The sequence below is a fragment of the Methanocaldococcus infernus ME genome (assembly GCF_000092305.1).
GTDB classification, from domain to species: domain Archaea; phylum AGJL01; class Methanococci; order Methanococcales; family Methanocaldococcaceae; genus Methanocaldococcus; species Methanocaldococcus infernus.
Map to the genome: position 1 here is coordinate 569,871 of NC_014122.1, position 15,855 is coordinate 585,725.

General features: G+C 34.8%; 12 protein-coding genes. 2 read left to right on the plus strand and 10 right to left on the minus strand.

The features are described from left to right. The first annotated feature begins 15 nt into the window (after positions 1-15). Positions 16-891, plus strand: a complete 876-nt coding sequence (locus METIN_RS03185; RefSeq protein ID WP_013100055.1) for an MraY family glycosyltransferase — start codon at positions 16-18, stop codon at positions 889-891. Continuing rightward, positions 888-1,772, plus strand: a complete 885-nt coding sequence (moaA, locus tag METIN_RS03190; RefSeq protein WP_013100056.1) for a GTP 3',8-cyclase MoaA — start codon at positions 888-890, stop codon at positions 1,770-1,772. The genes METIN_RS03185 and moaA overlap by 4 nt, the downstream gene beginning before the upstream one ends. Here the strand turns inward: moaA and METIN_RS03195 are convergent. From METIN_RS03195 to ileS, 10 genes are all read right to left on the minus strand, one after another. Beyond that, positions 1,759-2,481: an ATP-binding protein gene (locus tag METIN_RS03195; RefSeq protein WP_013100057.1), complete on the minus strand. Its 723-nt coding sequence runs from the start codon at positions 2,479-2,481 to the stop codon at positions 1,759-1,761. The genes moaA and METIN_RS03195 overlap by 14 nt on opposite strands. A gap of 5 nt (positions 2,482-2,486) precedes the next feature. Further along, on the minus strand, positions 2,487-2,789 hold the full coding sequence (locus METIN_RS03200; RefSeq protein WP_013100058.1) for a DNA-directed RNA polymerase subunit L: 303 nt from the start codon (positions 2,787-2,789) through the stop codon (positions 2,487-2,489). Then, the gene (locus METIN_RS03205) at positions 2,758-3,381 is read right to left on the minus strand and encodes a DUF2067 family protein (protein WP_048203521.1); all 624 of its coding nucleotides are present in this window, start codon (positions 3,379-3,381) and stop codon (positions 2,758-2,760) included. The genes METIN_RS03200 and METIN_RS03205 overlap by 32 nt, the downstream gene beginning before the upstream one ends. Further along, positions 3,381-3,851, minus strand: a complete 471-nt coding sequence (locus METIN_RS03210) for a YqaA family protein (protein WP_013100060.1) — start codon at positions 3,849-3,851, stop codon at positions 3,381-3,383. The genes METIN_RS03205 and METIN_RS03210 overlap by 1 nt, the downstream gene beginning before the upstream one ends. After that, positions 3,848-6,316 (minus strand): DNA-directed RNA polymerase subunit A'', encoded by a 2,469-nt coding sequence (locus METIN_RS03215; protein ID WP_013100061.1) that lies wholly within the window; start codon positions 6,314-6,316, stop codon positions 3,848-3,850. Before METIN_RS03215 ends, METIN_RS03210 begins: the two co-directional genes overlap by 4 nt. 12 nt (positions 6,317-6,328) lie before the next feature. Next, on the minus strand, positions 6,329-8,989 hold the full coding sequence (locus tag METIN_RS03220; protein WP_013100062.1) for a DNA-directed RNA polymerase subunit A': 2,661 nt from the start codon (positions 8,987-8,989) through the stop codon (positions 6,329-6,331). Between the two features lie 5 nt (positions 8,990-8,994). Further along, positions 8,995-10,884: a DNA-directed RNA polymerase subunit B gene (gene rpoB, locus METIN_RS03225; RefSeq protein WP_013100063.1), complete on the minus strand. Its 1,890-nt coding sequence runs from the start codon at positions 10,882-10,884 to the stop codon at positions 8,995-8,997. A 21-nt stretch (positions 10,885-10,905) separates the two neighbouring features. Then, positions 10,906-12,402 carry a DNA-directed RNA polymerase subunit B'' gene (locus METIN_RS03230; RefSeq protein ID WP_013100064.1) on the minus strand — a complete coding sequence of 499 codons (1,497 nt, stop codon included), beginning with the start codon at positions 12,400-12,402 and terminating at the stop codon, positions 10,906-10,908. Between the two features lie 14 nt (positions 12,403-12,416). Further along, on the minus strand, positions 12,417-12,653 hold the full coding sequence (locus METIN_RS03235) for a DNA-directed RNA polymerase subunit H (protein WP_013100065.1): 237 nt from the start codon (positions 12,651-12,653) through the stop codon (positions 12,417-12,419). A gap of 126 nt (positions 12,654-12,779) precedes the next feature. Continuing rightward, the gene (gene ileS, locus METIN_RS03240; RefSeq protein ID WP_013100066.1) at positions 12,780-15,854 is read right to left on the minus strand and encodes an isoleucine--tRNA ligase; all 3,075 of its coding nucleotides are present in this window, start codon (positions 15,852-15,854) and stop codon (positions 12,780-12,782) included. Position 15,855 lies beyond the last annotated feature (1 nt).

The following is a 15,855-nucleotide window of genomic DNA, read 5'->3' on the forward strand; positions in this document are numbered from 1 at the left end:
ATTTGGTGGTAATTCTTGCTCTATCTTCCAATACTATCATTTATGTTTTCATTTAAATTTACAAAATTTTTAATTAACAAATTTATTAATTACAAGTTTGGCTATGACTTACACAAAAAAGAGAAGGTAAAGGTTCCTGAGATGTGTGGATTAGCTCCAGTTCTTTCCTCTTCTCTTTTCATCTCTCTTTTAAATCCAATCTATTCATCTATAATTCTTTTATCCTCCATGGTTGGAGTTTTAGATGATCTAACTAATTTATCTCCAAAGGAGAAGCTCTTCTTGCTATTTATTATTTCTACTGCTCTCTCTCTTTATTTTTATCATAACTTTACCCCTGATCTATTAATCTTTATTTTCTCTCTACCAATATTCTCAAACTTCACAAATATGTTAGCTGGCTTCAATGGCTTAGAGATAGGGTTAGGGGTTCTCTCCTCTTTATTTTTATCTCTTATTTTCTTGTTAGATCATAATATTTCAGCTTTTTTAATAGCTCTAACTTTTTCATCCTCTTATTTAGCTTTCCTATACTTTAATAAGTATCCAGCAAGAGCATTCCCAGGAGATTGTGGAACCCTACCAATAGGAGCTTTTTTATCAGCTTTAAGTATAGTTAATAATGAATTCCTATATTTTGTTGTAATTATGATCCCTTACTTTATAGATGCCTCCTTAAAGTATTTATCTGCTGGTGTTATGAGTAGAGATAAGCATAAGCCAACAGTGTTAGGTGAGGATGGAAAACTATACTACAAAGGAGGCTATCTTTCTCTACCAAGGTTAATATTGAAATATAAACCAATGTCAGAGAAAAGCTTAGTCTTAACCCTTTGGAGTATTGAAGTGCTCTTTGGAATGTTGGCTATCTTGATTAAGGTGACTCTATGAAAGATAGATTTGGAAGAGATATTAAATCTCTAAGAATTAGTGTTAATTGTGAGTGTAACTTAAGATGTTTCTACTGTCATAAAGAAGGGCATAAAAGTAGTGAAAGATACCTAACTCCTGAAGACTTTGAAAAGATTGTCAAAACAGCTATGAAGTTTGGGATTGAGAAGGTTAAGATCTCTGGAGGAGAGCCACTATTAAGAGAGGATATAGTTGAAATTGTAAGGAGAATAAAAAATTTAGGGATAAAAGATTTATCTTTAACTACAAATGGAACCTTGTTAAAAGATTTAGCTTATGAACTAAAAGAGGCTGGATTAGATAGGATAAATATAAGTCTATTCTCCCTAAATAAGGAAAGATTTGGTAAGTTCATTGGTGGAAACTTAGATGATGTCATTGAAGGGATAAGGATAGCTACAAAACTATTTTATCCTGTGAAAATAAACTATGTTGTGACAACAGTTAATATAGATGAGTTCAATGAAATGCTAAAATTCTGTAAAGAGGTTAAAGCTATCTTACAAGTTATTGAACTCATCCCTACAACTGAGCCATTAAAAAAATTTTACTATAGTATTAATACTTTAGAAGAGAAGATAAAGGAGAGAGCTAACAAGGTATTTGTAAGAAAATTCCAAAATAGGAAAAAGTATTTTTTAGATGGCTTAGAGGTTGAGTTTGTAAAGCCTATGGATAACACTGAGTTTTGTGCAAACTGTTCAAGGATAAGGGTTACCCATGATGGACACTTAAAACCTTGCCTCCTAAGAGATGATAATCTAATTGATATCTACAATGCTTTAAAAAAGAATGAAGACTTAGAGAAATATTTTTTAGAGTGTATATATAGAAGAGAACCCTATTTTAGGAAGAAATAATCTTTTTGAAGATTTCTTCTATAGCTTCTAAAGCCTTTCCCTCTTTTATCTCCTCTCCCTTCAACTCAGCCTCTAAAACAGCTTCATCATATGGGATAAAGCCATAGATCTCAGCATCTAACTCTAACTCCATCTTATCCCTAACTTTATTAACAATGACTCCAATCTTCTTTATTCCTAACTCTTTCCCTAACTTTATCATCCTCTTAGCTGTAACTATTGACTTCTTTGTAGGTTCAACAACAATTAACATTAAGTCTATTCCCTCTAAGGTTTTTCTACCAAAGTGCTCTAACCCAGCTTCCATATCTAAGATGACAACATCCTTTTCTTTTAAAATTAGGTGTCTTAAAAACTTTCTAAGTAGTGTGGAGGCTGGACAAACACAGCCCTCTCCACTCTTCTCAATAGTTCCCATAACAATTAAGGTTACATTTCCAACTCTATAGCCAATTTTATCAATTAAATCATCAACCTTAGGATTTATATTATAGACTCCTCCTTCTAAGACAACCCTCTCATTAATTATATCTTCTCTCTTAGATAGTGGCTTTATCTCCTCCTCTATGCCAAAGGATAGAGCTAAGGTAGGATTTGGGTCACAATCTACAGCTATAACTCTATACCCATTCTTTTCAAAGAGTTTTATCAGGTTAGAGGCTATAAATGTCTTTCCTACACCTCCCTTACCAACAATAGCTATTTTCATGATTTTTAACCTTTATATTTTTGTATATCTTCTAAAAGGGTGTCACACATCTTTATAACATCTCTTAAGCTCTCTTTTAAAACTTCTACTGGATCTGTACCTTCCTCAGTTATGATAACAAACTTTGGATTTGAAATATATCTCCCAGTCTCAGGGTTTAAGAGAGGATGCTCAATATGGTAAGATGCCATCTTTACTCCTTTTTTTGTTAACAATATATCTTTTAAAAGGTTTGGTAGAGAATGATCTTCTCCAACCAATTCAACCTCTAATAAGTTATCTTTCCTCTCCAGTATCTTTACCTCCATCTTCTCCCTCCAGGAAATATTTTTTAGCCAACTCTATACTTTTATTTAGAACTATTCTTCCTTCCTCAACTCTAAAGAAGCCCTTTTCTAAGGCTTCCTCTATAACATCCTCTGGTGGAACTCCATTTATATAGGAGACTAAGACAACCAAGTTTTTAACAGGCTTAGAGCCAAGCCTTGAAAATCTAAGCTCATTACTTATATTAAAGAGATTCTCTAAAATGCTGTTAAAAGTGTCTATATCTACATCTGTTTTTATATAGCTTTCATCCTCATTATAGATAACCTTATAGCCTAAAGCTTTTAAGGTTTCCATTACCAACTCTTTATTAACAGGATACTTTAACTCTGAAAGATAATACTTATATAACCCTCTTTTGTCAGGATTATACTTATTCTTAATTTTATAAATTAAGCTCATCACATTTCTATAGTTCTCTTTTAAGGATTCTTTATCATAGCCATAGATGGAAACCTTAACCCTTCTATCTTTAGACTCAACTGTACAATTTAAACCCATCTTTTCCAGTGCTCTACAAAGTTCTAAAATTTCCTCATCTCTTTTTACTCTAAAGGCTACATCTCTCTTTATCATGCTGTAACACCCTTATAAAGTAAATATAGTAATATAACTGTCCCATGCCTTATTAACCTTGAAATAAAAACAGCTATCATATACTTATTAAAAGGCATCTCAAAGAGGCCACAAACCCAACAGATGGCTTCAAAAGGAATAGGGGTGAAGCTAACTATTAAAACCCCTAAGATTCCATACTTCTCTAAGAACTCTGAAGCCTTTTTAAAATTATCTTCACCAACCAACTTTATTATTAAACCTTCTCCAAACCTCTTAGCTAAGAAATATGTAACCATAGCTCCTAAGTTACTTGCTACAGTTGAGATAATCAAAACTAAAAACCAGTTTAAGCCAAGTAAAAGAGCTATTGTTATAAAAATTTCAACAGGAAAGGGTTGAAAGATAGGTTCAGAGAATCCAATAATAAATATTCCCAAGTAGCCATATTCCTTAACTAAATTTAGAAAGATTTCTTTTAAATTCATTCTTTTTTACCTTCTTCATATTCCCTATCTATCTCTAACCTAACACAACCTGTTCCTAAGAATATTGGCTTTCCAACAATGACATTCTCTATAACTCCTTTTAACTTATCAACCTCTCCCTTTTCAGAGGCTGAGTATAAGTGCTTAACAGTCTCTTCAAATGCTGCCCTTGCTAAGACACTTCCCTTTTCTCCAGCCACTCCATGCCTACCTATTGGCTTAACCTCACCATCAGCTGTCATCATGTCAGCAACTAACATTAGATGCCTTATATCAACCTCTAACCCTTGCTGTTCTAAAGTATTCTTCATCTCATTTATTATAGCATTCCTTGCAGCCTCTATTCCTAAAACTTCTTGAATTTCAATAATATTATTTGTTATGGTTCTTCTTGTATCTACTCCCTCTATTTTAAACACTTCTCTTAAGTTAGATCCTTGAGTATGTATTACATACTCTCCAGTTTTGTCATCCTTTTTAACTAAAACCCTTGTTATTCCTGGGATTCCCTTTAGTAATATATTCTTAATCTTAGGAATTCTCTTTCTCAATGACTTAACTGAAGGAGTCTTTACTTTTAAGTATAGAATATTTCCTTCTCTTTCAATCTTCACTCTAACCTTCTTTCTAATGGCTTCTTCAATTTCCTCTATATCTAAGCCTCTATCCTCTATAACTTTCTCATCCAACTCAACTTTTATAGACTGTGTCCATAGATCTATTCCTATAGACTTGGCTACATCTTGTAAGGTTAAGCTCTCTATCCTCTTGGCCACTTCTTCAGCCTTCTCTTTATCATACTTATATTCATCTGTTAGATAAACCTCCATAATTGGAGTTGAAGGCTCTTTCCTTGCATCAACTATTTCTATCATCCTTGGCAAACCTAAGGTAACGTTAAGCTCAGCAACCCCTGCATAGTGGAAGGTTCTCATTGTGTTATGAGTTATTAAACCTTCAGCTGTTGTAAATGTTTCTAAACCTTCAACACTTAAGTCATAGACATAGTTGTTGCAATCAACTTCTTCAATAGAAACTATTTCATCCCAAACTACATCTGATTCTACAGCTTTTTTAAGAACTTTTAACTCTTCAACTTCAAACCCTCTCTCCTTAGCAAGTTTTTCAAGGTTTAAGAGATGCCTCTGTAAAGTTAACCTTCCTATCTTCTGATTTTTAATAAATTTCTCTACTTTACATGATGGATATCCTAACTTCTTTGATATATCTAAGAGTATTGTGCCTATTGAAGGAATCATATCTATAGGATCATAGGTAACTTTAGATTCTAAAGACTTAACCAACTTGTTAAGTTCTTCAGCTCTTTTAGGTAGAGAAGAATTAATTTCCTCTGCAAACTTCTTAGCATATATGTGAGAGATTTCAATACCATTTTCTCTCTTAACACAGAATATCCCAAATCTTGTTAGTAATAGTGAGATTCCATCAATAAGTTCTTTAAATTGTGAATAAATCTTAATTTTCTTTTTTTCAACATCCACTTTTCCATTTCCATCAAAGTATCCTTGTAATAATCCTCTAACAAATTCCTTTTCAGAGCTAAATACAAAATCAGGAATTCTCTTCTCTTTTTTATCAAAGTTTTGGATAAGTTCACTTAATACTGGAGAGTAAAGTTTTATTTCATAACCTACTTCTAACCTAATTCCAAGCTTTTCTGCAAGTCTCTTAACTATTTTAACAACTTCTCTATTTTTATTGGGTATAGATATGAAATACTTTGTTGAGTAACCATCTGCAAGATACAAGCCTAAGAAGTATCCAAAATCAAAGTCTAACTTAAGAGTTCTATTTGTTGAGTAGTTAGTGAATTCACCAAGATCAATTTCAGAGATACAGTTTAGTGGCATATATCTTATTGCTGGAATTCTGTCTCCAATTTTAAGTTCTCTACCCTCAATAGGAACTACTCTATTATCCTTCCTAACAACAAAGGAATGGTATGGAGTTGCTACTATTGTCCTTCCTGATCTTGTTTTAATCTTTATAAGCTTTCCATTGAATTTATGCCTTATAACACTTATAATTCTCTTCCAATGAACCTTTTCATCTTGGTCTAAGCTTAGTGCATAGATCTCTACAGGTAGATCGCAGATCTCATGAACTCCTTGTTTAATGAACCCAAATTTATCTATACATTCATCAACAAATTTACCTATCTCAACTATTCTAACATTCTCTCCTTCTTTAACTATTATCTTCTCATCATAAGGTAGAGACATCTGTGTACCTGGCTCTCCAATGGATTGAGCAGCTACAATTCCAACAGCTTCATAAGGTTCTATTAGAGCATTTTTATAGGATTTTACAACTTCATCAATTATCTCCTCTATCATCTCTTCAGTTAAGCCCTCTTCCTTAGAAAGTTTTTCAAAAAGTTTATTTTTTAAAGAGTCTGGGATATCTAAGCTGTAAATTCTTTCCCTTAGCTTCTCTATATCCATCATTATCCCTCTCTACTGGCTGTATTTCATCTTAACCTTATCTATAATTCTATCTATATTGACAGCCTCCCCTCTATCTGCTAACATTGGATCTACTCCATCCTCTCCATATCTAAATTGAACCACTATTCCCCTTGAATCTCTAACTGTAAAGTCAAACTCAGACTTTAAGTCTTGTAGAGCATTAATTAACCTTCTCTGCATATAACCAGACTGAGCTGTTCTAACTGCTTGGTCAACTAACCCTTCTCTTCCTCCAATAGCATGGAAGAAGAATTCAGTTGGAGATAACCCTTTCTTATAACTACTTCTAACAAATCCATGAGCCCTTGCTCCTAAGTCTCCTTTTTCAAAGTGTGGTAACACTCTATCCTTATAACCTCTGAAAATTCTCTTTCCTCTAACTGACTGTTGTCCTATACAAGCTGCCATCTGGGTTATGTTTAAAATCTTCCCTCTTGCTCCAGTTATGGCCATAATTACAGCATGGTTGTCTAAACCAAGATATCTCTCAGCAATCTCTCCAGCTTTATCTCTTGCTTCTCTTAAGACTCTCATAATATGAGCTTCCCTTGACTCCTCTGGGCTCATCCCTGGGAGTAGTTCAAGCTCTCCCTTTTCATACTGCTCTATAATTTCATCAACCTTCCTCTCAGCTTCATCTAAAACCTTCTCAATTTCTCTTAAAGCCTCTTCTGGGAGATCTTCATCATCTATTCCAGTTGTGAATCCTCTTAACATCAATGTCCTTATAGCCATCTTTGTAGAGGAATCTAAGAACTTCCTTCCAGCTTCAGGACCAAATTCTTTAACAATTGTATGCAATATTAACCCTGACTCTGCTCCATAACCTTTTTTGTCAATAACTCCTTTAACAAGCTCTCCATCCTTTATAATTACATAGGCATCATATTCACAGTTCTCCTTCTTACAAGAGTCACATTTTCTACAGATATTAGCCTTATATCTTAAATTAAGTCCTTTTGGTAAAGCTTTACTAAAGATCTTCTTCCCTGAATAGAGAGGAATACCATTCTCTACCTTATCAGGCTCCCAGAGCTCATCCTTAATTCCACCACTTCTTAATATTAAGGTGGCTTCATCCTTTGTGAAGTAGTTAGATGTCAATATATAAGCTCCTGAGATGAAGTCATGGATAGCTCCAATTATTGGCCCTCCAAATCTTGGAGAGAGGATATGTTTCTCAACAAGCATTAGGGTTTCTGCCTCAGCCCTTGCCTCTTCAGTTTGAGGAGCATGTAAGTTCATCTCATCTCCATCAAAGTCAGCATTGTAAGGAGGACAGACACAGAGGTTATGTCTAAATGTTCTATAAGGAAGAACTCTAACCTTATGCCCCATAATAGACATTCTGTGGAGAGAAGGCTGTCTGTTGTATAAAACTATATCTCCATCCATCAAGTGCCTCTCTACTATATCCCCCTCTTTTATATTCTCTACCCAAAAGTCTTTATTATTCTCATCTAACTTTATTCTATACTCATGAACCATTCCATCTCTTCCTACAATTTGCCTTATTATATACTTAGCCCCTGGGTGCTTATTTGGCCCATTCTTTATTAGCTCTTTAATCTTCTCTATATTGTACTTAGTAACCTTCTCAGGGACAGTTAGTTCCTTAGCAACAACCTCAGGAACTCCAACCTCATTAATACTTAAGCATGGATCTGGAGAAATAACAGTTCTTGAGGAGAAATTAACCCTCTTTCCTGCTAAGTTGTATCTAAATCTTCCTTCTTTTCCTTTTAACCTCTGAGCTAAAGTTTTTAAAGGCCTTCCACTCCTGTGCTTAGCTGGAGAAATTCCTGGAAGCTCATTATCAAAGTAAGTATCTATATGATACTGTAAGAGGCTCCAAACATCTTCAACAACCAAGTTAGGAGCTCCACTTTCAATATGCTCCATCAATCTATTGTTTGTTCTAACTATTTCAACCAACTTATGGGTTAGATCATCTTCACTTCTCTCTCCAGTTTCTAAGGTTATGGATGGCCTAACAGTTACTGGTGGAACAGGAAGGACAGTTAAAACCATCCACTCTGGCCTAGCTACTTTAGGATTTAAGCCAAGTAAAATACAGTCTTCATCTGGAATCTTTTCTAATATCTCCCTAACATCTGCTGGTGACAGCTTAATTTCAGCCCCTTCCTCTATTCTGTAGAAAGATGAAGGTTTTTCAAATTTGATTTCCCACTTAACCTCTCCACAGTATGGACAGACAGAAATTTTAGAAGCCTCTTGATAAGTTTCTTTACAAGCTTCCCACTTGTTTCCTCCTTCTCTCTCCAACTTCTCCATCTTTTCTAAGATCTCTCTCCTCTTATTCTCAGGAATTAATATTCTGCCACAGTGAGGACAGACAGCTTTTAAAATCTTATAGATGGTTTTAGCAAATCCAACATGAATAATAGGTTTAGCTAACTCTATATGCCCAAAGTGTCCAGGACACTCTCCTATCCTTCCTCCACAGGTTTTACATCTTAACCCAGGGTCAATAACCCCTAATCTTGGGTCCATTAAACCTCCTTCTATTGGATAACCATCTTCATCATAAGTATCAGGAGTTACAATCTTAGCTACTGACATCTTTCTAATATAGTCTGGAGAGAGAATTCCAAACATTATTTCCTTTAACTCCTTTGGGAGATCCATAATTTTCACTCCTCATTATTTTTCTTGTTTTTTATCTTTTCTATAAATTCTGGGAAATCTTCAAGCTCAACCTTGTCCTTAACTCTAAACTTAGGACTTATACACATACTCTTTAACTCATCAACTAACAATTTGAAGGCATAAGGAATTCTGATCTTAGCCATCTTTCTATCTACAAATGGGCTTTCCACTTCTCCACAAACAGGACAATATTTAATTTTTCTTCTAAAGTCAAAGATTGCAAAGTCTCCACAGTTTGAGCAAATATAGACATCATAAGGATCAGATTCATCCAATAGCCTCTCCTTTAACAACATAGCTGCTCCATGTCCAATTAAGACATCTCTCTCCATCTCTCCAAATCTTAAACCTCCCTCTCTTGCCCTTCCCTCTGTTGGTTGTCTTGTTAAAACTTGTACTGGCCCCCTGCTTCTTGCATGTATCTTTCCTGCAACCATGTGGTGTAACTTCTGATAGTAGATAACTCCAATGTAAATTTCAACCTCTAACTTCTTTCCAGTCTTACCATCATACATAACTTCTCTTCCATGGTGTTTAAAGCCCAACTTCTCTAAAGCCTCTCTTAAGCTCATCTCTTCTTCTCCATTGAATATAGTCCCATCTATCCTTCTTCCTTCTAAGGATCCAACTTTTCCTCCAATCATCTCTAATAACTGTCCTACTGTCATTCTTGATGGAATACCATGAGGATTAATAATTATATCTGGAACAATTCCACTCTCAGTAAATGGCATATCTTCCTGATTAACCAATAAACCTATAACCCCCTTTTGCCCATGCCTTGAAGCAAATTTATCTCCAAGTTCAGGAACCCTTAAGTCTCTAACCTTAACCTTAACTAACTTATTCCCCTCCTTTGTTTCAGTTATCATAACCTTATCAACATAACCCTCTTCTCCATGCCTAACACAGACAGAAGAATCTCTCCTCTGAGGCTTAATTTGAATTGTAATATCATACTCTTCCAAGAACCTTGGAGGGGATGTTTTTCCAACTAAGACTTCTCCACTCTTAACAAAGCTTTCAACAGAAACTATTCCATCCTCTTCCAAGTTTTTATAGAGCTCATCTGGCTTATTCCCTCTAACTTCCTTACTTGGAATCTCTATTTTATCCATCTGCCCTCCAGGGTATCTTCTTTCACAGGCTTCATAAGTTCTGAAGAAGGTACTTCTTCCTAAGCCTCTATCAACAGCTGATTTGTTGAAGATGATAGCATCTTCCATATTGAAACCTTCATAACTCATAATAGCTACTACAAAATTCTGCCCAGCTGGCCTTTCATCAAATCCTAATATATCTTGATGTTTTGTTTTAACAATTGGAACCTGAGGATAGTGTAAGTAATGCCCTCTTGTATCCATTCTCCACTTAATATTACTCATTGGAAATCCTAAGGATTGCTTACCCATTGCAGCTGCCATTGTAATTCTTGGAGCAGAGTTATGCTCTGGATAAGGAGCAATTCCTGCACCTATTCCTAAGATGGTGAGAGGATTTATCTCTAAGTGTGTGTGTTTCTCATTCAACTCTTCCTCAGAGACTGCAATGTAAGCATTTTCCTCTTCCTCAGCATCTAAATACTCTATAACCCCTTCCTTAACCAAGTCATCAAATGTAATTTCTCCTTTCTTTAATTTCTCTATATGCTCTTCAGTTAGCTTAGGCTTACCATTCTCAACTACAATTAAGGGTCTAACAATCCTACCAGCATCAGTATTAATATGGATATCATTGTTTTCTTCATGATAGGCAACAGTTGTATACTTAGGAATTAACCCCTTTCTTCTTGCCTCTCTAATCTGTTTAACAAACTCCTCTGGCTTATCAGTGGTTCCTATCAATTTACCATTTAGGTAAATATTTACTTCCAAGATTTTCACCTAAAAATTGTTCTATGTAAATTTCATTATTTCTATAGACTTTAAAAATTCAATGACTTCCTTCTCATCCTCTTTCTTGGTTATCTTAGCCATTATAGCAAAGTTCTTAACCAAACCACAGTTTTGCCCCTCAGGAGTTTCAGATGGACAGATCTTTCCCCAGTGTGTTCCATGTAATTCCCTTGCCTCAAAGTGTGGCTGAGACCTTGAGAGTGGAGAAACAATCCTTCTAAGCTGTGAGTTTGTTGCTAAGTAACTTGTTCTATCTAAGAGCTGGCTAACCCCAGTTCTTCCACCTATCCATGTTCCAGTAGCCATGGCTGAGTTAATTCTATCTGTTAATAGATCTCCTCTAACAGCTGCCTTAATTGAAGGCTCTTTATTCCTTGTACATTGCCTCTCCAATTGATATTTCATATCCTTAACAAGAGCTGAGAATGCATCCCTAAACAGATCTTCTAATAGATCTCCAGCTAACTTAACCCTTTTAAATGCTAAGTGATCCTTATCATCCTCAGTTCTGTATCCAAAGTGTAACTCTAAAACATTCCTTGCCATGATGCCAAGGAATTTAATTTTTTTGTAAAAGCTCTCTTCAGTATTTCCTAAGTGAGGCAGGAGATAGTTACAAAGAACAGATTTAGCCCTTGCAATTCTTTTCTCTTTTGTTTGATTTGGAACTATCTTCTTCCCTATAAAGTCAAGAGCTTCCTCCTGTGTATTTATATTATACTCCTCCCTAATCTCCTGAATATTTAAGAGAATTTCCATAACAAACCTTTCATCATTAACAGCTTCAATAATCTCTCTATCTGTCTCTGCTCCTAAGGCTCTCATGAGAATAACAAAAGGAACACTGCCAGTTACCCCTGGGAAGTTGGCATAGATTAAACCATCTGGATACTTCTCCAAGGAACAGAGGGCTCTAAAACCTGATCTTGTTGAGAAGATCTTAGCAACATCAACTAACTTCCCACTCTTCTCAGTTTTCTCACAAATAATTCTATTAGGAATTAAGTCTTCCTGTGAAATTAAAACCTTCTCAGTACCATTTATGATAAAGTAACCAAATCTATCCCTTGGATCCTCACCCATCTTTATAATTTCCTCTTCACTCTTCCCATATAAGAGGCAAATCTTAGAACCAAGCATGACAGGAAGTTCTCCAATATAAACATCTAATGTTTCCCCTTCTCTCTCCTCTCCTTCTTTCCCATAGATAGGAGTCATCTCTAAGTAGATAGGGACAGAGTAAGTTATCTCCCTAATCCTTGCTTCCATTGGTGTTATCTCTCTAATAGAGCCATCAGCTTCTTTTATTATTGGCTTTCCTAACTTTATTTTACCAAATTTAACCTTAAAACCTTCAGGAATATCTGTATCAACATATCCAATTTCATCTACTATCTTTTGTAATCTGTTCTCAACAAAATCATTGTAACTTTCTAATTGATGCTCTACTAAACTGTGTTCTTTAAAATAGGCATCTATCAATGTGTATTTATCCATGGCATCACCAAAAATTAGACAATTCTTTTTATAACTAATCTATATGCCACAAAAGTGCCAGCTGTAGGACTTTCCCTTATGATCTTAACAACATCTCCTTCCTTAGCCCCTATCTCTTGAATAACTGGATCATCCTCATAGATCTTAGGAAGCTGTTGAATTTTAATTCTTAATTTTTTTAATAGCTCTTCAACTTCTTCCTTACTCAAAATTTCATGTTTTGGCACTAATATATGATCAGTGACTTTCATAAATCCTACCTCTCTTTTAGAGATTTCCTAATTAAGAAATAAAAGAGATAAAATAGGAATTCCAAAAATGAAGCATCTAACTAAATAATTTGTTGTTATATATATTTTTTACTATCATTTGTTAATTTAAATTCTTTTTATGTGTATTCTAATCTCATATTTCTCTCCAGTTGGGGTTTTTATCTCCCAATCCTTTGAATAGTCAGAGCTTTCTATATCACTAAGTTCTCCTCTAACCTCTTTTTCAATAATTTTTATATATTTATCCTCAAATTCTAAGCCCTCTATCTTAAACTTAATTCTCTCCTCTATATCTAAGTCTAACTCTTTCCTCATGGCTTGAATTCTCCTTATAACCTCTCTCATTAATCCCTCTTTTAGTAACTCTTCATCTATCTCAGTGTTTATAAAGACTGTTCCCTTACTAAACTCAACTCCAGCTATATTGTCAGGAATCTCTACTTTAATACTTACATACTCAGGCTTAATTTCATAACCATCTATTATAACAGAGCCTTCCTTTAACTTTTCCATCAACTCTTTCCCATCAACCTTCATTAAGGCTTCAACAACCTTTGGAACTTCACTTTTGTATCTCTTACCAAGCTCTCTATAGTTAGGTTTAACAATGTATTTACCTTCAACCTCTCCAAATTTAATTTCCTTTATATTTCCTTGCTCCTTTATTATATAACCATATTTTTCAACAGCTCTCTTAACTTCTTCTCCTCCAGCTATAATAATTTCTTTTAAAGGATATCTTAAGCTATACTTTATTCTATCCCTTCCTCTATAGATGGAATCAACAATATCCCTAACAATCTCCATTTCCTTTTCTAACTCCTCACTGATAAAGTGCTCATCAACATCTATTGAATACATAAATATAGATTCTTCCATATCCTCAGTTTTTAAATTTTGGTAAATAGCCTCTCCTATATGTGGAGCTACTGGAGCTATAATTTTACAGAGCTTCAATAGGACATAGTATAAAGTTTGATAGGCTGACAACTTGTCTATATCCTCTTTTTCCTTCCAAGTTCTCTCTCTTATTAACCTTATATACCATCTACTTAGGTCATTTAATATAAAGTCCTTTATAGCCCATGTATAAGTATGGAAGTGAGGAATTTCCAAGCTTTCAATAGCCTTCTTTGCCAAGCTATTAACTCTACTGATAATCCACTTATCTTCATCTTTTAAGTGTTTAAAGTATTCTTCATTAGGTTTAAAGTTATCTAAAACCATATAATTGACTGAGAACATATAGGCATTCCAAAGGGTGTTAAATAAGCTTAAAACATCTTCAACTTCACTCCAAACAAATTTTAAATCTTCCCAAACCTTGTTAGCACTTAATAAATAGAATCTTAATATATCAGCTCCATACTTCTCAACAACATCATCAGGGTTAACAATATTTCCTAAACTCTTACTCATCTTTTCTCCATGCTCATCCAAGGTGAAGCCATGCATTAAACACTTCTTATATGGAATGTCATTGAATACTATAGCTGAGAGAGCATGCTGAGAATAGAACCACTTAGTTACTTGGTCATGTCCCTCTGTTATGAAATCTGCTTTTTTCAAGGTTTTGGAGCCAATGGAAGCATAAGGAGCTAAACCAGAGTCAAACCAAACATCTAAGACATCTGGAACCCTCCTCATCTCCCCTCCACATTCACATCTTAAAATAACTTTATCAACTGTTGGCTTGTGTAAATCATCTAACTCAATGTTGTTAATCATCCTCTCCTTCAACTCTTCAACACTTCCTATAACAACATAATTTTTACACTTCTCACAAACCCAAATTGGTAGAGGAATTCCCCAGTATCTTTGCCTTGATATGTTCCAATCTCCAACATACTTAACTCCATTAATATACCTCTGCTCAACCCACTCAGGGATCCACTCAACAGTTTTAGCCTGATCAATAATATTCTCCTTAATCTCAGATATCTTTAAGAACCACTGTTCTGTTGCTCTAAATAGTAGAGGGGTTTTACATCTCCAGCAGTGTGGATAACTATGCTTTATCCTTCCAGCATGGACTAAAAGCCCTTTATTTCTTAGAGTTTCTATAATTTCATTATCAGCATCTTTTACAAACCAGCCCTTCCACTTCCCCTCAGTGTATCTTCCCTGGTCATCTATTGGAGAGTAGATAGGAATATTATACTTCTTAGCAACCTCATAATCCTCTTCCCCATGCCCTGGAGCAGTGTGGACTAAACCAGTACCACTTTCTAAGGTTACATGCTCCCCTAAAATAACAGTATGGACATTCTCTAAGTTGTGAAGCTCTCTTAACTTCTCATTCTCCTCTAAAAGAGGAGGCTCATATTTCAACCCTTCTAATTCTCTACCTTTAACTTTCTTAATTATTTTATAGCTCTCAACTTTAGCTTTCTTTAACACATCTTCTAAGAGTTTCTCAGCAACTATCCAAGTCTCTCCTCCAACATCAACATAGACATAGTCATAGTCAGGATGGACAGCAACAGCTAAGTTAGCCATTAATGTCCATGGTGTTGTTGTCCAAATAATTAAATAAGCATTTTCTTCCTTTAACTTAAACTTAACATAAACTGATGGGTCATAAACCTCTTTATACTCCCCCCTAACCTCATGCTCAGCTAAGGCTGTTTCACACCTTGGACACCAATAAACTACCCTCAAGTCTTTAACCAATAATCCCTTTTCATGAGCTCTCTTTAATGTCCACCATCCAATCTCCATATACTCCTTAGTTATTGGCATATATGCATTATCCCAATCTAACCAAACTCCTAAGTTTTTAAATTGATTCTCCATAATTTCCTTATGCTTTAAGGCAAACTCTTTACACTTCTCTATAAACTTATCTACTCCTATCTTCTCAATCTCCTTCTTGCTCTTAATTCCAAATTCTTGCTCAACCTTAACCTCTATTGGTAAGCCATGCATGTCCCAACCAGCTTTATCTAAGACATTAAATCCCTGCATTCTCTTAAATCTTAAATATGTATCCTTAATAATCTTATTCCAAGCTGTTCCTAAGTGTATAGCTCCAGAACAGTATGGAGGACCATCAACAAAGTAAAACTCTTTATTTTCTTTATTTTTTTCTTTAACTTTCTCATATATCCTATTATTTTCCCAAAATTTCTTTATCTCTTTGTCAAGTTCTCTAAAATTTACCTGTTTCACTCTCTCCAAA

Excerpts from the sequence above, each read along its gene's own strand:
- moaA (WP_013100056.1), top strand. The coding sequence starts at position 888 with ATGAAAGATAGATTTGGAAGAGATATTAAATCTCTAAGAATTAGTGTT.
- METIN_RS03195 (WP_013100057.1), bottom strand. The coding sequence starts at position 2,481 with ATGAAAATAGCTATTGTTGGTAAGGGAGGTGTAGGAAAGACATTTATA.
- METIN_RS03200 (WP_013100058.1), bottom strand. The coding sequence starts at position 2,789 with ATGGAGGTAAAGATACTGGAGAGGAAAGATAACTTATTAGAGGTTGAA.
- METIN_RS03210 (WP_013100060.1), bottom strand. The coding sequence starts at position 3,851 with ATGAATTTAAAAGAAATCTTTCTAAATTTAGTTAAGGAATATGGCTAC.
- METIN_RS03215 (WP_013100061.1), bottom strand. The coding sequence starts at position 6,316 with ATGGATATAGAGAAGCTAAGGGAAAGAATTTACAGCTTAGATATCCCA.
- METIN_RS03220 (WP_013100062.1), bottom strand. The coding sequence starts at position 8,989 with ATGGATCTCCCAAAGGAGTTAAAGGAAATAATGTTTGGAATTCTCTCT.
- METIN_RS03230 (WP_013100064.1), bottom strand. The coding sequence starts at position 12,402 with ATGGATAAATACACATTGATAGATGCCTATTTTAAAGAACACAGTTTA.
- METIN_RS03235 (WP_013100065.1), bottom strand. The coding sequence starts at position 12,653 with ATGAAAGTCACTGATCATATATTAGTGCCAAAACATGAAATTTTGAGT.